Origin of the sequence: Micromonospora qiuiae (assembly GCF_016863555.1) — a bacterium.
Classification (GTDB): Bacteria; Actinomycetota; Actinomycetes; order Mycobacteriales; family Micromonosporaceae; genus Micromonospora; species Micromonospora qiuiae.
Genome location: NZ_BOPC01000036.1, coordinates 47,277 through 72,119 on the forward strand (window position 1 = coordinate 47,277; position 24,843 = coordinate 72,119).

At 69.0% G+C, this 24,843-nt stretch carries 21 protein-coding genes; 11 read left to right on the top strand and 10 right to left on the bottom strand.

What is annotated here, in order from left to right:
• Window positions 1-33: 33 nt before the first annotated feature.
• Window positions 34-6,324 (top strand): RHS repeat domain-containing protein, encoded by a 6,291-nt coding sequence (locus Vqi01_RS14140; protein WP_239098389.1) that lies wholly within the window; start codon window positions 34-36, stop codon window positions 6,322-6,324.
• Between the two features lie 336 nt (window positions 6,325-6,660).
• Window positions 6,661-7,329 carry a TolB family protein gene (locus Vqi01_RS14145; RefSeq protein WP_204035245.1) on the top strand — a complete coding sequence of 223 codons (669 nt, stop codon included), beginning with the start codon at window positions 6,661-6,663 and terminating at the stop codon, window positions 7,327-7,329.
• 76 nt (window positions 7,330-7,405) lie between these two features.
• Here Vqi01_RS14145 and Vqi01_RS14150 read toward each other — a convergent pair whose 3' ends face one another.
• Window positions 7,406-7,792: a hypothetical protein gene (locus Vqi01_RS14150; protein ID WP_204035246.1), complete on the bottom strand. Its 387-nt coding sequence runs from the start codon at window positions 7,790-7,792 to the stop codon at window positions 7,406-7,408.
• Between the two features lie 161 nt (window positions 7,793-7,953).
• Here Vqi01_RS14150 and Vqi01_RS31595 point away from each other — a divergent pair, with 161 nt between their 5' ends.
• Together Vqi01_RS31595 and Vqi01_RS14155 are read left to right on the top strand one after the other, a co-directional pair.
• The gene (locus Vqi01_RS31595; protein ID WP_372444357.1) at window positions 7,954-8,205 is read left to right on the top strand and encodes a DUF6966 domain-containing protein; all 252 of its coding nucleotides are present in this window, start codon (window positions 7,954-7,956) and stop codon (window positions 8,203-8,205) included.
• A gap of 170 nt (window positions 8,206-8,375) precedes the next feature.
• Window positions 8,376-9,041: an acVLRF1 family peptidyl-tRNA hydrolase gene (locus Vqi01_RS14155; RefSeq protein ID WP_204035247.1), complete on the top strand. Its 666-nt coding sequence runs from the start codon at window positions 8,376-8,378 to the stop codon at window positions 9,039-9,041.
• Between the two features lie 447 nt (window positions 9,042-9,488).
• Here the strand turns inward: Vqi01_RS14155 and ypfJ are convergent, their stop codons facing one another.
• Entirely contained in the window at window positions 9,489-10,403 is a 915-nt protein-coding gene (gene ypfJ / locus Vqi01_RS14160) for a KPN_02809 family neutral zinc metallopeptidase (RefSeq protein ID WP_204035248.1), read from the bottom strand.
• A 233-nt stretch (window positions 10,404-10,636) separates the two neighbouring features.
• On the opposite strand from ypfJ, the gene Vqi01_RS14165 reads away from it, so the two are divergent.
• Window positions 10,637-12,241 (top strand): ABC-F family ATP-binding cassette domain-containing protein, encoded by a 1,605-nt coding sequence (locus Vqi01_RS14165; RefSeq protein ID WP_204035249.1) that lies wholly within the window; start codon window positions 10,637-10,639, stop codon window positions 12,239-12,241.
• Between the two features lie 74 nt (window positions 12,242-12,315).
• Here the strand turns inward: Vqi01_RS14165 and Vqi01_RS14170 are convergent, their stop codons facing one another.
• On the bottom strand, window positions 12,316-12,915 hold the full coding sequence (locus tag Vqi01_RS14170) for a cadmium resistance transporter (RefSeq protein ID WP_239098390.1): 600 nt from the start codon (window positions 12,913-12,915) through the stop codon (window positions 12,316-12,318).
• Window positions 12,916-13,209: 294 nt separating this feature from the next.
• Between Vqi01_RS14170 and Vqi01_RS14175 the strand changes: the two genes are divergently transcribed.
• The 5 genes from Vqi01_RS14175 (at window position 13,210) to Vqi01_RS14195 (ending at window position 18,494) form a co-directional block, all read left to right on the top strand.
• A complete protein-coding gene (locus Vqi01_RS14175) occupies window positions 13,210-13,437 on the top strand; it encodes a helix-turn-helix domain-containing protein (protein WP_007072022.1) in 228 nt (75 codons plus the stop codon).
• A 46-nt stretch (window positions 13,438-13,483) separates the two neighbouring features.
• Entirely contained in the window at window positions 13,484-14,251 is a 768-nt protein-coding gene (locus Vqi01_RS14180) for an enoyl-CoA hydratase/isomerase family protein (protein WP_204035250.1), read from the top strand.
• Between the two features lie 115 nt (window positions 14,252-14,366).
• Entirely contained in the window at window positions 14,367-16,343 is a 1,977-nt protein-coding gene (locus tag Vqi01_RS14185) for an ABC transporter ATP-binding protein (protein ID WP_204035272.1), read from the top strand.
• A 127-nt stretch (window positions 16,344-16,470) separates the two neighbouring features.
• Window positions 16,471-17,130 (top strand): PadR family transcriptional regulator, encoded by a 660-nt coding sequence (locus tag Vqi01_RS14190; RefSeq protein ID WP_204035251.1) that lies wholly within the window; start codon window positions 16,471-16,473, stop codon window positions 17,128-17,130.
• A gap of 161 nt (window positions 17,131-17,291) precedes the next feature.
• Window positions 17,292-18,494, top strand: a complete 1,203-nt coding sequence (locus tag Vqi01_RS14195; protein WP_204035252.1) for an FAD-dependent oxidoreductase — start codon at window positions 17,292-17,294, stop codon at window positions 18,492-18,494.
• Window positions 18,495-18,530: 36 nt separating this feature from the next.
• On the opposite strand, the gene mug is transcribed toward Vqi01_RS14195, so the two are convergent.
• The 6 genes from mug to Vqi01_RS14225 all read right to left on the bottom strand — a co-directional run bounded on the left by mug (window position 18,531) and on the right by Vqi01_RS14225 (window position 23,341).
• Window positions 18,531-19,094 carry a G/U mismatch-specific DNA glycosylase gene (gene mug, locus Vqi01_RS14200; protein WP_204035253.1) on the bottom strand — a complete coding sequence of 188 codons (564 nt, stop codon included), beginning with the start codon at window positions 19,092-19,094 and terminating at the stop codon, window positions 18,531-18,533.
• Between the two features lie 194 nt (window positions 19,095-19,288).
• The gene (locus Vqi01_RS14205) at window positions 19,289-20,050 is read right to left on the bottom strand and encodes an SDR family oxidoreductase (protein ID WP_204035254.1); all 762 of its coding nucleotides are present in this window, start codon (window positions 20,048-20,050) and stop codon (window positions 19,289-19,291) included.
• A 412-nt stretch (window positions 20,051-20,462) separates the two neighbouring features.
• Window positions 20,463-20,939, bottom strand: a complete 477-nt coding sequence (locus Vqi01_RS14210; protein ID WP_204035255.1) for an SCO6045 C-terminal-like domain-containing protein — start codon at window positions 20,937-20,939, stop codon at window positions 20,463-20,465.
• Window positions 20,936-21,754 carry an MbnB/TglH/ChrH family RiPP precursor modification enzyme gene (locus Vqi01_RS14215; protein ID WP_204035256.1) on the bottom strand — a complete coding sequence of 273 codons (819 nt, stop codon included), beginning with the start codon at window positions 21,752-21,754 and terminating at the stop codon, window positions 20,936-20,938. The genes Vqi01_RS14210 and Vqi01_RS14215 overlap by 4 nt, the downstream gene beginning before the upstream one ends.
• Window positions 21,751-22,674, bottom strand: a complete 924-nt coding sequence (locus tag Vqi01_RS14220) for a TIGR04222 domain-containing membrane protein (protein WP_204035257.1) — start codon at window positions 22,672-22,674, stop codon at window positions 21,751-21,753. The genes Vqi01_RS14215 and Vqi01_RS14220 overlap by 4 nt, the downstream gene beginning before the upstream one ends.
• A 94-nt stretch (window positions 22,675-22,768) precedes the next feature.
• Complete coding sequence (locus tag Vqi01_RS14225) at window positions 22,769-23,341, bottom strand: TetR/AcrR family transcriptional regulator (RefSeq protein WP_204035258.1); 573 nt, start codon at window positions 23,339-23,341, stop codon at window positions 22,769-22,771.
• Window positions 23,342-23,480: 139 nt separating this feature from the next.
• Between Vqi01_RS14225 and Vqi01_RS14230 the strand changes: the two genes are divergently transcribed.
• Window positions 23,481-24,125, top strand: a complete 645-nt coding sequence (locus Vqi01_RS14230) for an HAD family hydrolase (RefSeq protein ID WP_204035259.1) — start codon at window positions 23,481-23,483, stop codon at window positions 24,123-24,125.
• A gap of 27 nt (window positions 24,126-24,152) precedes the next feature.
• Here Vqi01_RS14230 and Vqi01_RS14235 read toward each other — a convergent pair whose 3' ends face one another.
• The gene (locus tag Vqi01_RS14235; protein ID WP_204035260.1) at window positions 24,153-24,401 is read right to left on the bottom strand and encodes a DUF2630 family protein; all 249 of its coding nucleotides are present in this window, start codon (window positions 24,399-24,401) and stop codon (window positions 24,153-24,155) included.
• Window positions 24,402-24,843 lie beyond the last annotated feature (442 nt).

Consider the following 24,843-nt stretch of genomic DNA (forward strand, 5'->3'; position numbering starts at 1 on the left):
GCACCACGCGGTTCATCCCGTTCCATCTCTTTCTTGGCAAGCAACGTGGGGAGCAATGCCATGAGCGTTGAAGTCGACAATCCGTCGCGGCGAGTGAAGGCGAAGATCGGTACGGAGCATCGGTTGCGATTGTTGGCTGCTCCGCTGGCGCTGGTGTTGGCAGTAACGTTGTTCGAGCAGCCTTCGGTGGCCGAGGCGGCGCCGACGTGGGAGCCGCCGAAGCCGGGCGAGGTCATTGGGCTCAAGGTCACCGACGCCAAGCCGGAGAACTCGCGGGCCGCGTTCTCGGCGGAATCGAGGGTGGTGCGTGGTCCGCGGCCGGTGGTGTGGCCGGCGGCGGGTACGGCGACAGCCCGCCCGAAGATGGCCGGTGTGGCTCGGGCCGGCAGTCTGCCGGTGACGGTGGCCGCGGTGGAACCGGAAGGGTTCAGCGCACGGGGCGTGGCCGGGCCGGATGCCGTGTCGGTGCGGGTGTTCGACCGGACGGCCACGGCGCGGGCCGGGGTCCAGGGAGTGCTGTTGAGCCTGGCCCGCTCGGATGGCAATTCAGGTGCCGGTCGAGTGACCGTCGGATTGGACTATTCGGGATTCGCGCACGCCTTCGGTGGGGACTGGGCGTCGCGGTTGCGGTTGGTGCAACGTCCCGCCTGTGCTTTGACCACGCCACAGCTGCCGGAGTGCCAAATTTTCACGCCGGTACCGACGGTCAACAACCCTCAGGCATCGACGCTGTCGGCGGAGGTGAGCCTGTCGGGCGAGACGATGACGGTGCTGGCCGCGCAGGCGGACCCGGGCGGCGACAACGGCGACTACAAGGCGACGGATCTGTCGCCGGCCGGCACCTGGGACGTGTCGAGCCAGACCGGTGACTTCTCCTGGTCCTACGAGATGCGGATGCCTCCTGCGCTGGGTGGCCCCGAGCCCAACGTGAGCCTTGCCTACTCGTCAGGCAGCGTGGACGGTCTGACGGCCATGTCGAACAACCAGGGTGGTTGGGTTGGTGACGGCTGGGCCTCCTGGCCGGGCTTCATCGAGCGGCGCTACGCCTCTTGCGCGGACGACAATCCCGGTCACAAAACCGGCGATCTGTGCTGGTTCAACGACAACGCGACCCTGTCCTTGAATGGCCGGGCAGGCGAGCTGATCCGTGACGGTTCGGTGTGGCGGCTGAAGGACGACGACGGCACCAAGATCGAGCGGCTCACCGACTCGGGGCGGGACAACGGGGACAACGACAACGAGTACTGGAAGCTGACTACCACCGACGGGGTCCAGTACTACTTCGGCTACCACAAGCTGCCGGGCTGGTCGTCTGGCAATCCAGTGACCAACTCGACGTGGACGGCGCCGGTGTACGGCAACGACTCCGGCGAGCCGTGCTACAACTCGACGTTCGCCAACGCCCGCTGCGATCAGGCGTGGCGGTGGAACCTCGACTACGTGGTCGACCCGAACGACAACTCCCTGGCCTACTTCTACAATAAGGAGACCGGGGCGTACGGGCGCAACCTGACACCGAGCCAGCGGACCACCTACGACCGGGGTGGTTACCTGGAGCGCATCGAGTACGGGATGCGTGAGGGCTCCGAGTACAGCGCTGCGGCGCCGCTGCGGGTGGTCTTCGAGACCAAGGAGCGGTGCCTGTCAAACTGCTGGACGGGGGCGGCGTGGACGTCGGACCCGAAGCCGGCCTCGTGGCCGGACACCCCGTGGGACCAGTACTGCAAGGCGTCGCCCTGCACCGAGATGGTGTCGCCGACGTTCTGGTCCGCGCGGCGGCTGACCAAGGTCACCGCCCAGCTGCGCAACGGTACCTCGTCGTATCGGGATGTAGAGTCCTGGGCGTTGCGGCATGAGTTCATCAATGCCGGCACCGGTGAGGGCACCCCGATGTGGCTGCGTGGCGTGACCCGGACCGGCCATGTGACCACCGCCGGCGGTGCGATCGTCTCCGACCCGGAGATCACGTTCAACCCGGGAGCAGAGCCGTTGGCGAACCGGGTTGACGGCCCCTCGGATCAACGCACCGAGTTGAACCGGTGGCGGATCAAGCAGATCCGCACCGAGTCCGGTGGCGACATCCTAATCACCTACTCCGGCCACGACTGCACCCGCAGCAGCCTGCCGACGCCGCATTCGAACACCAAGCGGTGCATGCCTGCGTACTTCTCCTGGCCGGGCAGTGGTGACCCGACACTCGACTGGTTCCACAAGTACGTGGTCACTCGTGTGGACCAGGACGACCTGGTCACCGACCAGCCGAACCAGACCACGTTCTACGACTACCTGGACAACCCAGCGTGGGCGTACAACACCGATGAGCTGACCAAGGACAAGCACCGCACCTGGGGTGAGTGGCGCGGTTACGGCCGGGTGCGGGTGCGCCAGGGCGACCCGACCAACGGCGTGCAGACCGCGGTCGAGTACCGCTACCTGCGCGGCATGCATGGTGACAAGCAGCCCAGCGGCACCCGCAGCGTGCAGGTGTCGGACACCTGGGGTGGATCGATCACCGATCATGAGTCGTTGCAGGGCTTCGTACGGCAGGAGATCACCTACAACGGCGTTGGCGGCGCGGAGGTGTCCTCGACGCTCAATGAACCGTGGAGGTTAGGACCGACCGCGACGCGCACGCGTAGTGGGGTGACCACCAACGCATGGAAGGTTGACACGGCCTCGACTCGTAGCCGCACTGCACTGGCCAGTGGCGGATTCCGCACTACCAAAGCCGCCACTACATATAACTCGGACGGCCTACCGGCGGCGGTTGATGATTCCGGTGATGAGGCCATAAGTGGGGATGAGACGTGCACCCGGATCAGCTATGCCCGCAACGACGGCATCTGGATGATCGACCGGGTCAGCCAGACTGAGGTGCTGTCGGTGAAGTGCGCTGACGCGGCCACGCCGGCAGCACCCGCCACCGTCCTGAAACGGGAGCGGTCGTTCTACGACAGTTACATCAACGACTCGTCGTTCGGTGCGGCTCCGACCAAGGGAAACGCCGTCCGTACCGAGGAACTGGAAAGGTTTAGTGGTTCGGCCCCGGTATATGTGCGCACCGCGTCGAACACTTATGACGCCAACGGCCGTGTTATCTCCACGACCGATGCCCGGGGCCACACCACCAGCACCGTCTACACCACCAGCAACGGGGGACTGGTCACCCAGACAGTGGTGACCAACCCACTCCAGCACGCGACGACCACCTTGTGGGAGCCAGCGTGGGAACAGCCCACGAAGGTCACCGACCCGAACGGAGCGGTAACTGACCAGACGTACGATGGGCTGGGACGCCTGACCGACGTGTGGCAGCCCGGGCGGAACAAGGCCACCCAGACTCCGAGCATGAAGATCAGCTACCTGGTGCGTAACAGTCGCGGACCGACTGCGGTCACCACCGAGACGCTGCTGGTCACCGGCAGCAACTACCGTAAGTCCGTGGAGTTGTTCGACGGCTTCCTGCGTGCGCGGCAGACCCAGATTCAGGCCACGGGGGGCGGACGGCTGCTGACCGAGACGTTCCACAACACGCGCGGTGAGGTGGAGTGGACGTCGCAGCCGTACTATGACACAACCAACGGGGCGCCCTCGACGACGCTCGGTACTCCGCAGGGGCAGATCCCGTCGATTACGCAGAACGTGTACGACGGGGCTGGCCGGCAGACAACGGAGATCCTCAAGGCACTCGGGGTGGAGAAGTGGCGCACGACGATCAGCTACGGCGGGGACCGGACCCACGTCACCCCACCGGCGGGTGGCACCGCCAGCACCACGATCACCGACGTCAAGGGCCAGGTCGTCAGGCTGCGGCAGTACAAGAACCGTGCCGACGTGGGCTCGACCGACCCGGCCAAGTTCGACGAGACGCAGTACACCTACACCCTGCTCGGGCAGCAGAAGACCGTGCGGGACCCGGCGGGCAACACCTGGTCGTACAACTACGACCTGCGTGGCAGGGAGATCCAGTCGATCGATCCGGACAAGGGCACGACGATCTCCACCTATGACGCGGCGGGTAATGTGCTCACGAGCACCGCGCCGTTGGGAACCGGAACTGCCACCACCGCCTACACGTACGACGAGTTGGGTCGGAAGATCAGCCTGCGTGACGGCAGCCCGACGGGGGCGAAGCGGGCCGAGTGGGTGTACGACACGCTGCCCAACGGCAAGGGCAAGCTAACTTCGGCGACTCGTTACATCGGTGGTCAGGCGTGGATCAACCGGACCGACTCATATGATACGTCCGGTCGGCCCACCTCCACGTCACTGGTGGTGCCGTCGTCGGAATCGCAGTTGTGCGCGGCGGCGGCGCCGAACACCTGCACGTACACCACGACCACTACCTACCGGGTCAACGGTAAGGTCCATCAGGTGACCTTGCCAGCTGCGGCGGATCTGCCATCCGAGCGACTGAACTATGGCTACAACGACGTTGATGATGAGGGTGGGCTGCTGTCGCCGGTGCAGATATATGAGGCGGTGACCTACAACAAGCTGGGGCAGCTGACCGGGCGGGAGTTCGGTGCGTACGGCTACCGGGTGGCGGTCGTCTCTGATTACGACGAGCCGACCCGCCGGTTGAAGGGCACCAATGTGGTGCCGGAACTGAAGCCGGAGGCGGCGAATTGGACGTACGACTACGACCCAGCCGGGAATGTCACCAGGATCAGGGAGCAGCCGCAGGGGCAGGCGGCGGACACGCAGTGCTACGCCTATGACTATCTACGCCGCTTGACTCGGGCCTGGACGCCGAACTCCGGTGACTGTGCTGCGAGCCCGACGGTTGGTGGGCTTGGTGGTCCGGCGGCGTACTGGCACTCCTGGACTTTCGATGTCACCGGTAACCGGCTGACTGAGACCCGGCACGCGGCGACTAACACCCTCTACACCTACACCCACCCTGCGGCCGGGTCGGCCCGCCCGCATTCGGTCACCAACGTCACCGTCACCGGTAATGCCTCCTGGAGCCGCAACTATGGCTACGACAACGCCGGTAACACTGTCACCCGGCCGACGGCCAGCGGTGTCACCCAAACCTTGGCCTGGAATCCGGAAGGGCGTGTGGACAGCATCACCGAAGGGGGTGCCACTACCAGTTTCCGTTACGATGCCGATGGCAACCGCCTGACCCGGACCGAGGCCACTGGCAGAACGCTCTACCTGCCCGGTGGTCTGGAGGTGCGTTACACCAATTCCACCGCAGCTAAGACCGCGACCCGCTACTACAGCCATGCCGGTGCCACGATCGCGATGCGGACCAGTAGCAGCCTGCACTGGATCGTGGGTGATCACCACGGCACCGCCGAGGTGAGCATCAACGCCACCACTCTGGCCGTTGCCAAACGCCGCACCTTGCCCTACGGCGACACCCGTGGTAGTGAATCCGGCACCTGGCCGTCCCTGATGGACAAGGGATTCGTCGGCGGCACCAAAGATCCCAGCGGCCTGATCCACATCGGCGCACGAGAATACGATTCCTTCATCGGCCGGTTCATCTCGGTCGACCCGATCATGGACCTCGCCAACCCGCAACAGATGCACGGGTATGCCTACGCCAACAACTCCCCGGCTACCTACAGCGACCCCACCGGCCTCTACTTCGAAGAAGGAGGCGGCCAGAACCGCCGCGCCTACGTCACCAAAACCTCCTCGGGAAAGAGCAAGGTGAAGGTCACGGGGCAGCCGGTGAAGGTAAGCAGGAAGACGACGCCCACTCCCGCTACCGCGCTTAGTAAGGGAAAGGGCAAAGGTAGTAGTGGTCCGGGATCGGGTGCCAATTCCAAGGACGGGTTTACCGGTAGCTCCCTCGGCTACCACCAGGCAAGATGGTGCTTGGACATGGGTCTGCTTGCCTGTGCGAGAGGGATTGTGATCCAGCAAAAAGCCCTCAGCGTGTCGAATCGCCTCGCTGATCAGTTCCGTTGGTCAACGGGTCGCCGTAATGCCTTCCGTCATTCTTATTGGATGGGACTGATGACGGTTCATGGCTTTACGTATGACCAGGCGATTGAGCTCGGTGTCGCGCATGAAGAGGACACTGACACGCCAGGAGAGCTTCCTGGATCGCCAGACTCCAACGCCGATCTGCATAACAATTCGGTCGGTGCCCGCATCGGCGTAGATGTTCGGCCTTGGCACGTCGCCGCTACCGGTATCGGCGCGACTGCTGAGCATGAAAAGGCGTTGGAAGATAGGCTGATGTTGATGGTGGGCGGAAGCGCTCCCGGTCGTGGTCCCGGAGTACCTAAGCGTGGAGCAGCCTCCTACATCTCGGTATGTACCCGTGACGGGTGGCTCGTCATGATTGAGCCGGGGAAGTGAGACGTGCGGGTGATTGAGTGGAAACGGCGGAGAAAATCGATTCGGAATTGGCCGGTCCTGGTTACTGGGCCATTGGCCCTGCTGATGATTGCAATGGCCAGCGGATGCCAATGGGTCTCACATTCGGTGCAGTACGTGACGGTCTCGAGCCCCGTCTGGTCGAACAGCGGATGGGTGTATTACTTGCGTGAGGTGTCTTCCGAAGGAAGGCAACTATGGCGAGAGCAGTCAGGGAATGGATCTGGCGAGATCGTCCTGGATCAGACTGCGGCCGGAACGGTCTGCCTAGGTGGCGCTTTTAGCTTCCTCTACCAATCGCCTGCAGGAGGGTTGGGGGTGGCGGTGGAGTGCGACTCCGGCACTCGGACGGAACTCCTCAGCTACTCGGATGAGAAGGAGCAGCTCGATCCCCGTTCCTCAGTCCCATTTCTCGGCGATGTGGCACTCAGCGACGATGAAGCGACGGGCTATGCTGAGGTGCCACGAGGATGCGGCATAGCAATTCAACCTCTCGTCGCCGGCAAGTTAACGGACTTCGGTTCCAAGATCACGGTAGACGGGAAGAAGTTCAATATTAGCGGTGGGGACCATGACTGTGGCGCAGTAGCCTGGGTGCGGTCGCCTGTGGTTTCTGATGACAGGTTGTTCTTCCTGGTTGCGCCGGATTCTCTCGGCAAGCTGCCGGTCCAGACGTCGGATGCGCTGGAAGGATTCAGCTGGCAACTCGTGCTGTGGGATTTAAGAGTCGATTCAGCTAGGTCCGTGGCCAAGATTCCGGGCATTGCTGATCTTGCGGCGTCTCCGGATGGCCAAACCGTAATCGCAGCGATTCACTCCCGAGGCGAAGCTAGCGGGGTTTGGACTGTGGACGTCGCCAGCGGACAGATGTCACAAGTCGTAGCTGGGAAGGAGGCCTACCACCCTAGCTTCTCGCCCGACGGCAGGGGTTTTGTGTACGCCGACAATCTCAGCCGCTTGAGATTCGGTTCAACTCCCACGAAATAGTTTGCGACATCCGCACATGGTGGGGTTGCCGGACGACGTCCGGCAACCCCACCATGTAGGCACGGCCGTTTCATGATCACGTCGTGAGGTCGAGGATGGTGAATGGTCTGGTCATGTTGCGGGCGGCCCAGCGGGTGGCTTCGGTGATGTCGGGTCGGCCGGCCAGGCGTAGGGCGTTGATGGCGAGGTTGCGGAGTGAGGCCAGGACGCGGGGTCCGGATCGGGTGGGCACTGTTGATTGGTCTTCTCGGTAGCAGGTGTCGCGGATGAAGTGCAGGGTTTCGATGGCCCAGTGACCGCGGTTGTAGGCGGCCAGTTCTGCTGGGCTGGCCTGGTCGGGGATGCGGCTGGTGATGGCGAGTTGCGCGGCTGCGGACTGTTTCCGCTGGTGTTGTCGGTGACGTGGCGTCAGGACGACCGTGACCGGATGATCACGCCCCTGCCCGCAACGGCCTCCAGACATGCCAGTAACAACTCCAGCAGATCGCGACACGAAGGCGTGAACGACACGTCCAGTGGCGCGGGCACCGAATCGACAGTAGGGATGACAGACTGCGGCATGACGAAGCTCCGCCGTGCCCCCTGGAGGTGACAGAGTGAGGAGCATTTGCAGGAGATGTCCGGTTGGCCGGCGCGGCGCCTTCAGGGGCCGACTGGTCACCGATCCTGGCCAACCTCGCGCTGAGACTCGAAGAGGCAGGAACGGACAGGGCTCGACGAGTGTCAGTCCTGCGGGAAATCCTGGTCATGTATCAAGGTGGCATGGCCGGATTTCAGGATCTCGTCCTTCAGGACCGGAATGGGGTGTACCCACAGCACGAACCCTTTCACCGACTCCGCCGTCAGTTGGTCGAGAAAGCCATCCGGGAACTGTGACGGCAGTTGTGGTGACGGCTGAACGGCTCTCTCGAGTCCCCGGCGCTCGTCGCTGCACTTGTTCTGGTATCTGCTGCGCCGACATCGTCAGGTGATTTCGAGGTAGCCAGGCACGACATCGCACCTCTCCCGCCGGGCGGTGGTGATCTCCCGTGCCGTACGGTCAGGTCATGAGCAGCCGACCTGCCGCCGGGGGTGGCCGGTGGGTCGAGGTCGACCCGGCCCGCATCGCCCGCTGGGTCGCCGGCTTCACCGACCGGCACGGTCCGCCCACGACGAGCCTCCAGGGGTACGGCCTGCTGCTGTCGGCTCCGGACGGTGCCACCGCCGAGTTGCACACCCCACCGGGTGCACCGGCGACCACCGTTAACGTGGATGCGTTCGTGGCCGCTGTCACCGCGCCCCGCCGGATCGGTCTGCTGCTGGCGCGCAAGGGCGCGGTGGCGCTGGGCATCGCCGAGGGGGAGCGGCTGCCGGTGCACAAGGTGGACACCCGTTACGTGCAGGGGCGTACCGCTGCGGGTGGTTGGTCGCAGCAGCGCTTCGCGCGGCGGCGGGAGAACCAGGCGAAGGCGGCGCTGGCCGAGGCGGCGGACCTCGCGGTGCGGCTCCTGCTTCCGGAGGTCGACCGTTTGGATGCGGTGGTCGCTGGCGGCGACCGGCGGGCGGTGGACGGAATCCTCGCCGATCGGCGACTCGCCCCGTTGGCCGCGCTGCGGGCCGACCGACTGCTCGACGTGCCGGAACCCCGGTACGCGGTGCTGGTCGCCGCGGTCGCCGCCGCCCGGGCCGTACACGTGCTGGTGCGGGAACCCGACCGCGACTCGGCCAACTGACGGCGCGGCCCAGTGCCTCCGGGATGCGACACGGTCTCCTGGCGCAGGCATCATTCAGCAGGGCGGCGGAGGCGTGGGTGATGCTGCGTTGAATGGAGGAAGCCTGAAAATATAAGGAGGCTGGTTCTTGCATTTTGTACAGCCGCGTTGGCAGCCCTCGTTGATCCACCCACCAATCTTGGACACTTCCTGCCCCCAGAGGGGCCTTCCGGGTCCAAGATTCACTGCAGTGGTGGTGACTTTCGGGACATATCGGGGCGAGGTGGGCGCTGTGCCGGGGACGCGGTGCCTGGGGGTGTGAGCGGCGCGGGTTGCGGCATGTCGGGTGTTGGGGTGCTCAGGGAATCTCCTGTTAGCGACAAGACTTTTGTCAGGTGCCTAACACGTGCCGGTGAGAAGGGTTCCCTTCTCTACCGTAGGCGTTAATAAGGGGCCCTTCCTTACACCTCAGGCGGCGCCGCTGAAGGTGTCGCAGGAGGCCGGATCGCCGGTTTCGTAGCCCCGGTTGAACCAGCGCTTGCGGTCGGCCGACGAGCCGTGGGTGAACTCGTCGGGGTTGATCGGGCGGTTGGCCCGCTTGGAGATGGCGTCGTCGCCGATCGCCTCGGCGGTGTCGATGGCCTCGGCGATGTCCCGCTCCGTGATGCTCTTGAAGATCTTCTGGCCGCTGCTGTCGGCGGTGCCGGTGGCGTTGCGCGCCCACGCGCCGGCATAGCAGTCGGCCTGCAACTCCAGGCGCACCGACAGGGCGTTGGCGTTGCCCGGGTCGCGCTGCTGCTGGCGGCGGACCTGCTCGTTGGTGCCGAGCAGGTTCTGCACGTGGTGGCCGTACTCGTGGGCCAGCACGTACGGCTGGGCGAACTCGCCGGAGGCACCAAGTTGCTGGGCTAGCACCTGGTAGAACGACAGGTCGATGTAGACCAGCGAGTCCGCCGGGCAGTAGAACGGGCCGACGCCGGAGTCGGCGGCGCCGCAGGCGGTGTTGACGGCCTGGCTGAAGAAGACGGTACGGGTCGGGCGGTACTGCTCGCCGAGGGCCTGCGGCAGGGCGGTGCGCCAGTACGCCTGGATCGAGTTGACGTAGAGCGTGTTGCGGCAGTCCAACTGCTTCAGCGCGTCCGGGGCCGCGCAGCGTTGCTCCAGGGCGGTGTTGTCGCCCTGTTCGTCGCCGGTCATGGCGTTCAGGCCGAATCCGCCGCCGACCAGGGCCACCAGCACGGCGATGATGATCCCGACGATGCCGCCGCGCCCGCCGCCGATCGGGATCGGGATCGGGATGCCCAGCCCACCGCCGCCTCCGCCGCTACCTCGCCGGTCCTGGACCTGGCTGGTGTCGATCCGCGCGTTCTCGTTCAGCTCCATGATGACCCCGATCAGTCAGTGGCTCGCGGGCCGCTACCGCTCCGGATGGCGATTCCGGTACCCGACGATCTTGGTTGGTAATCCCCGAGGAGTGTTCACCGGGTCCCGGTACACTTGCCGGGTGCTGCGCTGCGAAGGCTGAACGCCCCGCGCCGACGGGTCGATCCATGACCCGCCGGCGCTTTCGTGTGCCCTGAGTCAGCCCTTCGGATCCTGAGAGCGAGTACCCCGAGATGATCACTGCCACCGGCCTGGAACTGCGCGCCGGCGCCCGGATCCTGCTGTCCGACACCACGCTGCGGGTGCAGCCGGGTGACCGGATCGGCCTGGTCGGCCGCAACGGCGCCGGCAAGACCACCACGCTGAAGGTGCTCGCCGGCGAGGGACAGCCGTACGCCGGGCAGGTCGACCGACGCAGCGCCGTCGGTTACCTCCCGCAGGACCCGCGTACCGGCGACCTGGACGTCACCGGCCGGGACCGAGTGCTCTCCGCCCGTGGCCTGGACGTCCTGATGACGCAGATGAAGGAGCTGGAGCAGCGACTCGCCGACGGCGGGGACGAGAAACTGGTCCGCCGCTACGGCGCGCTGGAGGACCAGTTCGCCGCGCTCGGTGGGTACGCCGCCGAGGCCGAGGCGGCCCGGATCTGCGCCAACCTGGGGCTGCCCGACCGGGCCCTGGCCCAGACCATCGGCACCCTCTCCGGCGGTCAGCGCCGACGCATCGAGCTGGCCCGGATCCTGTTCCGCGACGCTGCCGACGACGGTGGCGGCATCCTGCTGCTCGACGAGCCCACCAACCACCTCGACGCCGACTCGATCACCTGGCTGCGCGGCTTCCTCGCCAACCACAAGGGCGGGTTGATCGTGATCTCCCACGACGGCGACCTGCTGGAGTCGGTGGTCAACAAGGTCTGGTTCCTCGACGCCACCCGGTCGGTGGTCGACGTCTACAACCTCGGCTGGAAGGCGTACCTGGAGGCGCGGGAGACCGACGAGCGGCGCCGCCGCCGGGAGCGGGCCAACGCCGAGAAGAAGGCCGGCGCGCTGATGGCCCAGGCCGACAAGATGCGGGCCAAGGCCACCAAGACCGTCGCCGCGCAGAACATGGCCCGCCGGGCCGAGCGGCTGATGTCCGGCCTGGAGGAGGTACGCGTCGCCGACAAGGTGGCCAAGGTGCGCTTCCCCGCCCCGGCCCCGTGCGGCAAGACCCCACTGACCGCGACCGGCCTGTCGAAGTCGTACGGCTCGTTGGAGATCTTCACCGACGTCAGCGTGGCGGTGGACCGCGGCTCGCGGGTCGCCATCCTCGGCCTCAACGGCGCCGGCAAGACGACGCTGCTGCGGATGCTCGGCGGCCTGCTGGAGCCGGACACCGGCGAGGTGCACTCCGGCCACGGGCTGCGGTTGGGCTACTACGCCCAGGAGCACGAGACGCTCGACGTGGAGCGGACCGTGCTGGAGAACATGCGGGCCGCGGCGATCGAGCAGACCGACACCGAGCTGCGCAAGATCCTGGGCGCGTTCCTCTTCTCCGGCGAGGACGTCGACAAGCCGGCCGGGGTGCTCTCCGGCGGGGAGAAGACCCGGCTGGCCCTGGCCACCCTGGTCTGCTCCGGCGCCAACGTGCTGCTGCTCGACGAGCCGACCAACAACCTCGACCCGGTCAGCCGCGAGCAGGTGCTCGACGCCATCGCCCGCTACCCCGGGGCGATCGTGCTGGTCACCCACGACCCCGGCGCGGTCACCGCTCTGAAGCCCGACCGCGCCATCCTGCTGCCCGACGGCGACGAGGACGCCTGGAGCGACGACCTCCTAGAACTCGTCGAACTCGCCTGAGGTGCAAGGAAGGGCACCTTTTTAACGCCTGCGGTAGAGGAAGGGGCCCCTTTTAACACGAAGCGCCGACGCGATCAGCGGGCCAGGTCGAGCAGATGGCCGACGACGCCGGAGGTGGCCAGGATGACCACTCCGATGGCGACGAAGACCGCCGGGACCAGCCACCGGCCGGCGCGTTCGACCAGCCGGGTCACCGCCGGGCGTCCGCCGAGCCAGGCGCCGGCCGCACACCACACCGCGATGAGCACCACGAAGGCCAGTACGAAGACGGCCGTGTAGGCGGGGTCGAGCGTACGGAACACGGGCACGTAGACGGCCACGTTGTCGGCGCCGTTGGCCACTGTCACGCCGGCCACGCCGAGGGTGCCGGCGACCACTGGCGGTGCCTCCTCGTCGTCGCGGTGCAGCAGTGCGCGTACGCCGAGGGCGATCGGCAGCAGCCCGAGCAGGCCGGTCCACTCGTCGGGCACCACCAACAGCCCGGCCGCGACCACGGCGCTGAGTAGCACGAGTGCCCCGATGCCGAGGTACTGGCCAGCGACGATCTGCCATGCCCTGGGGCGGCCAGCGGTGCGGGCGGTGATGAAGAACAGCGTCAGGATGACGATGTCGTCGATGTCGGTGGCGGCGAATACCACGGCGGCTGCGGCCGCGGTGCCGATCAGGTCGAGCACGGCAGGCAGGCTACCGGCTACGTCGGTCGATGCGTTGCCCGACCGGCGTCGTACGGTGGGCGGGGCCGGCCGCTGCCGGAGGGGGACGGGGCCATCGCGCAGTGCGCTCGGGCCCGACGTCGGTCTGCCGGGCCAAATCGGGGCGGACCGGGTCGGGGCCATCACCTATCGGGAAGCTGACATTGCATAGCGTGTCGGTTGGCGAATAGTTGATATCTGGCGCATGATCGTTCGAGGCGGTCTAATAGGTGGGACCGTATCCGAACCGCACAGTCTGGGACGTGAGGACACAGCATGGCAGCCACGGGCACAGCCACCAGCACTGAGAAGGGTCGCCGGATCGTCGGAGCCGAGCGCCAGACGCTCGCCAAGGACCTGGTCAAGCGGTACACCGGGGGAGAGAGCATCCGGGCCCTCGCGGCCTCGACCGGCCGCTCCTACGGTTTTATCCACCGGGTGCTCACCGAGTCCGGGGTGCAACTACGGCAGCGCGGCGGCGCTCGGCGCCGCAAGAAGGCGTGACGCGTCGGTCAGCGTTGCTCACCACAACCGCGACCCGGGCCGCCTGGTGACTGCCGAGGCGACCGGGGTCCGACTAAAATGCGACGGGCCGGTAGCCACTGTCACCCTGTGCCGGCCCGACGTGCTCAACGCGCAGACCCCGACGATGTGGCGCGCGATGAGTGACTTCTCCCGTGACCTGCCCGGTGACGTACGCGTCGTGATCGTCCGGGGCGAGGGGCGGGCGTTCTCCGCTGGTCTCGACCTGTCGGTCGCGGGTGCCTCCGGGCCTGGTTCCTTCGCCGAGCTGTCCGCCCTGTCCGAGGCGGACTGCGCCGACCGGATCGCCGAGTTCCAGGGCGCTTTCACCTGGCTGCACCGGCCGGACATCATCTCCATCGCCGCCGTGCGAGGGCACGCCATCGGCGCCGGCTTTCAGCTGGCGCTCGCCTGCGACCTGCGGGTGCTGGCCGAGGACGTGAAGCTGTCCATGGCCGAGGTCACCCTGGGTCTGGTGCCGGACCTGGCCGGCACCCGACGCCTGGTCGAGCTGGTCGGCTATTCCCGGGCGCTGGAGATCTGCGCCACCGGCCGGCGGCTGGGCGCCGCCGAGGCGGACCGGATCGGTCTGGCCACGCTGGTCGTACCAGAGGTTGAGCTGGACGACGCGGTGCGGGACCTCGCCGCGGGGCTGCTCGCCAACGACCGGAACGCCGTGGTGGAGATCAAGGCGCTGCTCGCCGGCGCGGCCGGGCGGACCCAGGCCGAGCAGCAGCGGGCCGAGCGTGAGGCGCAGGCGCGGCGACTGCGCGACCTCGTCGGGCGCGGGGAGTAGTGGTAAGGACCGTTCGGGAAGAACCTGATTACTCGCGAGGTTGTCGTAGGCATCGGGAGAATTGGCTCGACGGCGTGCTGAGCACGACCACCCGGAGGTGACGGTGTCCAACCACATGACCGCCGGCGGCATGGGCGGTTGGAGCATGCTCCGGTCGATGCGCAGCCGCGACGAGATTTCCACCCACCGGTTGCAGCGCGGAGTCGCTCGCCGCGTCGTGGCGTTCGCCCGGCCCTACCGGCGCGACATCATCGTCTTCCTGATCACGGTGATCGTCGCCGCGGTGATCGGGGTGGCCACCCCGCTGCTGGCCGGTGACGTCATCGACGCGATCACCCGGGGCGGCCCCGAGGCCGGCGCGCTGGTGATCCGGCTCGCCCTGTTCATCGCCGCGCTTGCGGTCGCGGACGCACTGCTCTCGCTGGCCCAACGGTGGTATTCGGCGCGCATCGGCGAGGGCATCATCCTCGACCTGCGCACCCGGGTCTACGATCACGTGCAGCGGATGCCGCTGCAGTTCTTCACCCGCACCCAGACCGGTGCGCTGGTCAGCCGGCTCAACAACGACGTGCTCGGTGCTCAGCGGGCCTTCACCTCGACGCTGTCCGGCGTGGTCAGCAACGTGATCCAACTGGTGCTCACCGCCGCGGTGATGCTCACCCTCTCCTGGCAGATCACCGCGCTGTCGCTGGTGCTGCTGCCGGTGTTCATCATCCCGGCGCGGCGGGTCGGCCGGCGGCTGGCCGAGATCACACGCGAGTCGTACAACCTCGACGCCAAGATGAACGCGACCATGACCGAGCGGTTCGGGGTCGCCGGCGCGCTGCTGGTGAAGCTCTTCGGCCGGCCGGACGCGGAGGCGGCCCGGTTCGCCGCCCGCGCCGAGCGGGTACGCGACATCGGCATCACCTCCGCGATGTACTCGCGGACGTTCTTCGTGGCGATGCTGCTGGTGGCCTCGCTGGCTCAGGCCCTCACCTACGGGCTCGGCGGTTGGCTGGCGGTGACCGGCGACGTCAGCGCCGGCACGGTGGTCACCCTGGCCCTGCTGCTCACCCGGCTCTACGGCCCGCTCACCGCGCTCAGCAACGTGCGGGTCGACGTGATGAGCGCGCTCGTCTCCTTCGACCGGGTCTTCGAGGTGCTCGACCTGGAGCCGGCGATCAGGGAGCGGGCCGACGCGGTGCCGGTGCCCCGGGAGGCCGGCACGGTGGAGTTCCGCGACGTGCGCTTCCGCTACCCCAGCGCCGCGGAGATCTCTCTCGCGTCGCTGGAGGAGGTCGCCGCCCTGGACCGTACGGTGAACGAGCCGGTGCTCAAGGGCGTCTCGTTCCGGGTCGAGCCGGGGCAGATGGTGGCCCTGGTCGGCCCGTCCGGCGCCGGCAAGTCCACGCTCTCCATGCTGATTTCCCGCATCTACGACGTCACCGACGGCCAGGTTCTGGTCGGCGGGGTGGACGTGCGGGACGCCACGCTCGACTCGCTGCGTGACGAGATCGGCGTGGTCACCCAGGACTCTCACCTGTTCCACGAGACCATTGCGGAGAACCTGCGCTACGCCAAGCCGGACGCCACCGACGACGAGCTGTGGGCGGCGCTCGCCGGCGCGCAGGTCGCCGACCTGGTCCGATCGCTGCCCGACGGGCTGGACACCACCGTCGGCGAGCGGGGCTACCGCTTCTCCGGCGGCGAGAAGCAGCGGATCGCCATCGCCCGGCTGCTGCTCAAGGCGCCGTCGATCGTCATCCTCGACGAGGCCACCGCCCACCTGGACTCGGAGAGTGAGGCGGCGGTGCAGCGGGCGCTGTCGGTGGCGCTGACCGGGCGTACGGCGCTGGTCATCGCGCACCGGCTCTCCACCGTCCGGGATGCCGACCAGATCCTCGTCCTCGACGAGGGGCGGATCGTCGAGCGGGGCCGCCACGACGAGCTGGTCGCGGTCGGCGGCCTCTACGCCGAGCTCTACCGCACCCAGTTCGCGGTGGCCGACTCGCCGTCGCCGTACGCCGACGCGACCGGGCCGGAGCCGGTGGTCATCCCGACCCGCGAGTACGTCGCCGACGAGGCGCTGCCGCCCGCCGCCGCCAACTGAGGACACGCCCCAGCCAGGACACGGGGACGGCTACCGGCGGTGCTGATCCGATCGAGGGCGCTCCGTCTGCTGGCTACTCGTAGAGGTATACTCGGTCGCGAGTAATCGGGTGCGAGGAGATGCCGGGATGACCAAGCGGCGCAAGGTCAACAATCTGATGGCGCTGGCCGTGCTCTCCGTGCTGGCGCAGCGGCCGATGCATCCCTATGAGATCGCCTCGGCGTTGCGCGGCTGGGGCAAGGACCAGGACATGCCGATCAAGTGGGGATCGCTCTACACGGTTGTCGGCAACCTCGACAAGCACGGCTTCATCACGGCCGTGGAGAACGTGCGCGCCGGTCGGCGTCCCGAGCGGACGGTCTACCGCATCACCGACGCCGGCCGGGCCGAGCTGGTCGACTGGGCCCGCGAGCTGCTCGCCACCCCGATGGCCGAGTACCCGCGGTTCCGGGCCGGGCTGTCGGTCCTCGCCGCCCTGCATCCCGACGAGGCCGTCGACCTGCTGCGGCAGCGGCTGAGCCAGGTGGTCGAGCACATCACCGAGGGCCGGTCCGCGCTGGCCGAGCACTCCACCGACGTGCCCCGGCTGTTCCTGATCGAGTCCGAGTACGACCTGGCGCTTCGGGAAGCCGAGGCGGCCTGGATCCGTACCGTCATCGCCGACTTCGACTCGGGCACCTTTCCCGGGCTCGACCAGTGGCGGGCGTTCCACGAGACCGGGGAGATCCCGGTCGAGTTGACCGCGCTCGCGGAGAGGACCAGCACACCAAGCGACCCATCGGAATGACGACCCGGCCCCGGCGAGGTGCGCCAACACCGCGCCGGGGCCCTTTCCTCGATACCGCACCTGGGTAGGCGCTCGGCACGAGGCGGCAACCATCGAGCATAGCCGGGTTCCCACCCAGGTCGGTTCGCCATGCACCGGACTGATTCCCTGGGAGAAAACCAATGACCGACGTACGGACAGCGATCATCATCGGCGGCGGTATCGCCGGCCCGGTTGCGGCGCTCGCGCTGAAACGGGCGGGCATCGCGGCCACCGTGTACGAGGCGTACCCGAGCACCGCCGACGGCATCGGCGGAACACTGGCGCTGGCACCCAACGGCGTCGCGGCCCTGCGGATCGTGGGCGCGGACCAACTGGTGACCGACATCGGAACGCCGATCCACCGCACCGTGCTGGCGATCGGCGCCAACCGCGTCGACCTGCCCGTCCTGACCGGCGTCCCGCCGCTGCGCGTGGTGCACCGCAACGCACTCAGCGGGGTGCTGCATCAGCGGGCGGTCGCCGAGGGCGTTCCCATCGCGTACGGCAAGCGGCTGGCCGCCGCGCGGGAGACCGCGACCGGGGTCACCGCCGAGTTCGCCGACGGGACCGCCGCCAGCGCGGACATCCTCATCGGTGCCGACGGGGTGCACTCCACGGTGCGGCGGCTGATCGACCCGCAGGCGCCGGGGCCGCGGTACACCGGCGTGCTCGGATTCGAGTCGGTGGCAAAGCACGCTGTGTCGGCCGAGCCGGGCACGATGACCTTCACCTTCGGCCGGCGCGGCTACTACCTCTACTGGCCGGAGCCGGGCGGCGGCACTCGCTGGGGTGCCAACCTGCCGCAGGACCGGCCGATGAGCCTGGCCGAGGCGAGGGCGGTACGGCCCGACGAGTGGCTGCACCGGCTGCGGGCCGTGTACGGCGACGACGATCCCGGTGCCGCGCTGATCCGTACCAGCGACCCGGAGGAGTTGCGGGTCTCCGGATCGCTGCACATCATGCCTCCGGTGCCGCACTGGCACCGGGGTCGGATGGTGCTGGTCGGCGACGCGGTGCACGCGCCGTCCAACAGTTCCGGGCAGGGTGCGTCGCTGGCCGTCGAGAGCGCCGTGCAACTCGCCCGCTGCCTGCGTGACCTGCCGGACGTACCGGCGGCCTTCGGCGCGTACGAGCGGCTGCGCCGGGCCCGGGTGGAGGGCATCGCCGCCCGCGCGGCCCGGATCAACCACGCCAAGGCGCCCGGGCCGGTCGGGCGGGTGGTCCTGCCGGTGATGATGCGGCTGCTGATGAAGGTCGCGATGAAGCCGGAGAAGACCCTGGGCGCTGAGCAGCGCTACGCGATCGACTGGGCGGCGTCGGCCGCCCAGGAGCAGCCGGCCTGAGCCCCGGCGTACGCACATCGGGGCCGTCTTCGCGTTTCACCCCGACAGGGTGGCCCGGCGTAGTTCGGCGAAGGCGGCCCCGAGGGACTGCGGCGTGAAATGCGCGTTCAGGCCGCTGGGATTGGGCAGCACCCAGAGCCGGGCGCAGGCCAGCGGTTCCGGTTGCGGGCCGAAACCGGCCTTCGGCCGGGCGAACCCGATCCGGTACGCGGTCACCCCGACCACCGCCACCCAGCGGGGCCGATGCCGGGCCACCTTGGCGGTCAACGTCTCCGCGCCCGTGACCAGCTCGGCGGCGGTCAGCTCGTCCGCGCGGGCGCTGGCCCGGTCGACCAGATTGGTGATGCCGAGGCCCAGCCCGAGCAGCTCGTCCTGCTCGCTGGGGTGCAGCAGGCGCGGCGTGAATCCGCCCCGGTGCAGCGCCGGCCAGAACCGGTTGCCGGGACGGGCGAAGTGCCAGCCGGTCGCCGCCGACCACAACCCAGGGTTGATCCCGACGAAGAGCACGTCCAGCCCGGCAGCGATGACGTCCGGCAGGGTCCGGTCGGCGGCCGCCGCCAACACCTCCCGGCTGGGCCGCGGGTTCGACCGGCGGGGCACATCCGGGCGGTCGGGTCGTGGGTTCGGCGGCGTGTCTGGGCGGTCGGGTCGTGGGCTCGGCTGGCGGGGCGTGTCCGGGCGGTCGGGCCGGGGGTTCGGCGGCGTGTCTGGGCGGTCGGGTCGTGGGCTGGGCCGGCGGGGCGTGTCCGGGTGGCCGGCGTGCCGGTCGTCGCCGCCACCGCCCGGCCCGGCCGTCACAGGCCGCGCAGCGCGCCGCCGTCGACCGGAATGGTGACCCCGGTCAGGTAGCTCGCTGCGGGGGAGAGCACGAATGCGGCGACCCGTCCGAACTCGGCCGGGTCGCCGATGCGGCGCAGCGGGATAACGGCCTCCGCCTCAGCCTGCGCCCGTTCGGGGTCGCCGGTGGTGGCGAACAGCTCCCGGTTGCGGTCGGTCAGAATCCGCCCCGGTAGCAGCCCGACCACCCGTACGCCGCGTGGGCCGTACTCGTCGGCGACGTCCTTGGCGACGCCGGCCAGGCCGGGGCGCAGCCCGTTGGAGATGCCCAGCCCAGGCACCGGGCCGCGCGCCGAGGTGGAGAGCACCAGCGCGATCGCGCCGCCGTCGGGCAGCGCGGTGGCAACGGTGCGCATCGCGCGTACGCTGCCCAGGAAGACGGTCTCGAAGGACTGCCGCCACTGTTGGTCGTCGACCGAGGCGGCGCTGCCGGGCGGTGGCCCGCCGACCGAGACGAGGGCGCCGTCGAGCCGGCCGAAGTGGCGTCGGGCGGCGTCGACCAGCCGCTCGGGCGTGGCCGGGTCGGCCAGGTCGCCGGTGATGCCGATCGCCCGCTCCGGCCCGCCGAGCCCGGCTGCGGCGGCGGCCACCGCGTCCTCGCGTCGAGCGGACAGGACCACCCGGGCGCCATCGGCCACCAGGCACTGCGCGGTGGCGTAGCCGAGGCCGCGGGAGGCGCCGGTGAGTACGTACACCCGATCGGTCAGTCCGAGATCCATGCCGTCGATCTTCCCGCAACCGATCCGACCCGGCATCCCCGGCCCGCCGGCCGTCGGCGCGCCTCTGCCGCTCCGTGCGTGGGGTCCATACCGGCAACAGGCAGGGTGGCGGGTCTCGGCACTCCGGCACTCCCGCGCCCAAGACACCGCGATTCGTGACCTTCCCTTGGGACGCCGCAACTCGTGGCTTCAACCGGCGCGGATACCCCGATCCGCCGCAACCCGTGCCGCTCACCGACCGTGACACCCCGATCCGCCGCAACCCGTGCCCGCTCGATCGGCCGAGCACCCCGACATGCGGCAAGCCACGGCGCTCACCACCCCAGGCGCAGCTTCACCACGCCTGGACCCGCTTCGCCGTCAAGCTGCTGCCGGACTTTGTTAAGAAGGGGCCCTTTTACCTCACGAGGCGTTAAAAGGGGGCCCTTCCTTTCACCAACAGCACGCGGCTGGCTAGTTGTAGGGCGAAGGTGGTGCCGGTGCGGGTGATGGCGGGGAGCCTGCGGCGGCGTGGGGGGCGCTCGCCGTCGTAGCGGAAGGTCGCCTCCCGTACGGCCAACTCCCGGGTTCCCAGCGGCGGTAGCGTTCCGTGGTCGTGCAGCGTGCGGGCCAGGTCCCAGCCGTCGCGCAGGCCGCCACGGCTGGGCCGGTCCGCCGCCCACTCGGCGAAAGTCGCGGACCAACGCGGACCGAGGCCGGCGGCGAGCAACGGCCAGTGCCGGGCGACCTCGCCGGCGCGTTTGCGCAGCAGGGCGGCGCGGGCGGCGGCCAGCGGTGCCGGCGCGAAGCCCGGCGGCGGCGCGGCACCGGCCACCAACGCCGCCACCAGCCGCGCCTGCCGCTCGGCCAGCGAACCCGGGACGCCGCTGGGGGTGCCGGCGGCGGTCACGTCACCACCGGCAGACCCGCGGCGTGGGCCACGGCGTCCAGTTCGGCGCGCAGGTCGGCGGCGGGCGGGTAGTGCCCGTCGCGCTCCAGCAGCACCGCCGGAGGGCGGTGTCGGGCGCACAGCTGGGCGAGCAGGTCCAGCACCGCCGCCGGGACCGGATCGGTGTGCGTGTCGTGGTAGAAGCCGCCCTGCTCGGCGCCGCCGGCGATGTGCAGGTACGCGATCCGTTCCAACGGCAGGGCGTCCAGCAGCGCGACCGGGTCGGTGCCCCGGTTGCGGGCGTTGGCGTACACGTTGGCGATGTCGAGCAGCAGCAGTGCGCCGGTGCGGTCCAGGATCTCGGCCAGGAAGGCGGCCTCGTCGAGTTCGTCGTCCGGCCAGTCGAACAGCGCCGCGATCGGTTCCAGCGCGAGCGGCACCGACAGTTCCGCCTGTGCCCGTGCCACGTTGGCGCAGACCACGTCGACGGCTTCCCGGGTGCGCGGCAGCGGCAGCAGGTGCCCCGCCTCCAGGCCGCCGGCGCGCACGAAGGCGATGTGCTCGCTGACCAGTGGGGCCGCGACGAGTTCGGCGACCGCCGCCAGGTGGGCCACCCGGGCCGGCTCGACCGGTTCCGTGCCACCGAGGGAGAGCCGCACCCCGTGTGGTACGACGGCCACGCCGCGCTTCCGCAGCTCGGTCAGCCCGTCCGGAGGTGGCCCGGCTGCCGGCACGGCTTCGGCGATCACCTCGACGAAGCGCAGCCCGGGCAGTTCGGCGACGAAGCCGGCGATCTCCGGCCGCCAGCCGATGCCCACCCCGTCCGGGCCGGTCATCCGCCGCATCCTCCGCCGCATCCTCCGCCGCATCCTCCGCCTCCGCCGCAGCCGCTTCCGCCTCCGTTGCCCCCGCAGCTGCCTGTGCTGGTCGTGCCGCTGGCGCCCGCTGCGGCGTCCTTCGCCCGCAGTTGGATGTCGGCCTGCTCGGCGAAGGCGGGATCCATTGCCCAGAGCGACGCGGCGCCGTAGAGTCCCATCGCCATCGCGATCCCGCTGGCGCCGTAGACGGCGTATGCCGGATTCGACATGGGGGCCAGGTGCCGATGGCGCGTCCGTAGGGTGCGCAGCGCGGCGGCGGCCGCCCGGGTCCGCCAGGGCATCCGGAGGAACAGCACGGTGGTGAGCACCGCGAGCCCGCACACGATGAGCACCAGGTACCAGACCGGACGGCCGTTGGCCAGGCCCGCGATGATCCGGAAGGCGCCGAGCAGCAGCAACGCGGCCAGCAGCAGTGGGCCGAGCCGTAGGGCCGCCCGCCGGGTCGGGCCGACCAACAGGCCGCGCTGCTCCAGTCCGTCGCGCAGCTCGGTGAGCGCGCGGTCGACCCATTCGGTGCGGCGCAGATCGCGGCCGTAGGCGCCCTGTGCCGCCGCGTAGTGGATGGCCCGGTCGAGCTGGCTCGCCGTGTGCGGAAGCGGTCCGTGGACGGTCAGCCGGCGGTTCGCGTCCACCCCGATCACACCCTGGCTGCGCAACGTGGCGAGGGAGGCCCAGACGGCGAGCTCCTCCCGGCCGTTGAGGTAGGCAACCTGTTGGGGGTTGAGCTGATCGGGCGGCGGTGCCGACCAGCCCGTCAGCAGGGCCCGGCGGTGGATCAGTACGCCGACCACCAACAGTACGGTCGCTGCCAGATAGAACGCGAGGAAAGTTTTGCTGGGGATGCCCCAGGTGTCGAAATCTGCCGCGAGACCCGTCATTGGTCTGCTCCTGTCGCGCGAGGGGAGACGCGGCTTCATTGTGGAGCGGGGACGCCCGGGGATGCCCGTCCGAGGTGGTGCAGTTATCTGGCCGTTACCTTCGCCGCACGGCCTCCTCGACCAGATCGAGCACCGGGTCGAGGTCGCCGGCCGGGCGACCCATGGCCAGGTGCAGCACCAGGCCGTCGTAGGCGAGTTCGAGGAAGCGGGCCAGCACGTCGATCGGGACGTCCTCGCGGAGCACACCGGCCTCCCGCTGGCGGACCAGTCGCTCCCGGGTCGCCTCGGCGATGGCGGCCGAGCGTTCGGCCCAGCGCTTGGCGAAGGCCGGGTCGGTGCGCAACCGCCGCGACACCTCCAGCTGGCTGCCCAACCAGCCGGTGGTGTCCGGGGAGACCGCCCGGGCGAGCAGGTCGCGCATCACCTGGACCAGGCCGTTGCGGGCCACGGTCTCCACCATCGCCGCCGCGTCGTCCTCGGCGACGGCCAGGAAGAGGGAGTCCTTGTCCCGGAAGTGGTGGAAGATGGCGCCCCGTGACAGCCTGGTCGCCTCCTCCAGGCGGCGTACGGTGGCACCCTCGTAGCCGTGCCGGGCGAAGCAGGCCCGGGCGGCGGCGAGGATCTCCTGCCGGCGGGCGTCGAGCTGGTCCTGACTGACTCTGGGCACGTCCCGATCGTGTCAGCTCACCTCGGGTGATGCAAACCGTACGTACGGCTTGCAAATGGGGCGGGTGGCCTGACCGCCGACTCCGAACGCGTAACAACCGGCCCTGTCGGCGGGTGCCCGATTCCCGTAGGGTGCCCGAGTGCCGCTGCTCCTGCTGGACCTGGACAACACCCTGCTCGATCGGGCCGGGCCGTTCCGCACCTGGGCAGAGCGCTTCCTGCACAGCATCGGCGCGCCGCCGGACGACGTCGACTGGTTGTTGTCCATCGATGCCGACGGGCTGACCGATCGCTGGGACGTCGCGGACGCCATCCGGGACCGCTACCGGCTCCGGATCCCCTCCATCGATCTGGTCGAGGAGCTCCACGACGGGGTGGTGGAGTTCACCCGACTCGATCCGTTGGTCGCCTGCGCGTTGCAGATCGCCGACGACGCCGGTTGGACGCCGGTGGTGGTGACCAACGGTGCGGTACGCCAGCAGGACACCAAGATTCGCCGCACCGGGCTGGACCGGTACGTCGCGGATTGGGTGATTTCCGAGGAGGCCGGGGTCAGCAAGCCCAATCCCCGGATCTTCGCGTTGGCCGCCCAGCGGGCGCGGATGCCGTTGCGCGGCGCCTGGGTGGTCGGCGACGGCCCGGAGGCCGACATCGGTGGCGCCACCGCGGTCGGGCTGCCCAGCATCTGGCTGCACCGGGGCCGGCCGTGGACGGACGTCCGGTTCGCGCCCACGGCGACGGTGGACACCGTGATCGCCGCCATCGCCGTGATCATGGGGGCGTGACCGTCGGCGGTGCCTTTGCCGGCTCACTCACTGCAGGTAGCGTTCGACCTCCGGCACCGGTCGGGCGCCCTGTGCGTCGGGGTCGCCGTGGGCCTGGCGTGCGGCCCGGCGGCGGCGGAGCAGATCCCAGCACTGGTCCAGGGATTCCTCCAGCTCGCGCAACCGGTTACGGGCCTCGTCGTCGGTGCCGGCTTCGTTGGCCTGCGCCGCCGCCCGCAGCCGGTGTTCCTCGTCGACCAGATCGGAGATCCGGCTCAGGATGGTCTTGTCGTCCATGTCCCTGAGCCTGGCACAGCGAGGCGGGCGGCGCCCGGATTCCTTCCGGCCAGGCCACCGGTCTGCGTGGGACGCTTCGTCGGAGCGCCCGCCGGGAATGACCAAGATCACCAGGCGCCGCGGCGGGCCTGCCGCCGCTGGATCGGTCCGGGCCGCCACCGGCTGCCGGCGTACGTCTCGATTCCGCCCTTGACCAGGCAGGACGTGGGCGTCGGGCGGCGGTCACGCCTGCTTCGGCAAACCCGCGAAGCGGGGCCTGTGCAGGGCTTCTCTTGTGGACAGCGGGAATGCTGACCATGAAGATTTCTCGTCACGCGACTAGTGAGGAGCGCCATCGCGATGTCATGCTCATTGCGACCGTGGCAATTCGAAGAGTGATGTCCCGCACCCCTGGGGCATTTTGCAGGCAGGAGCAGAAGACCTCATGTCCGTCCATACCAGA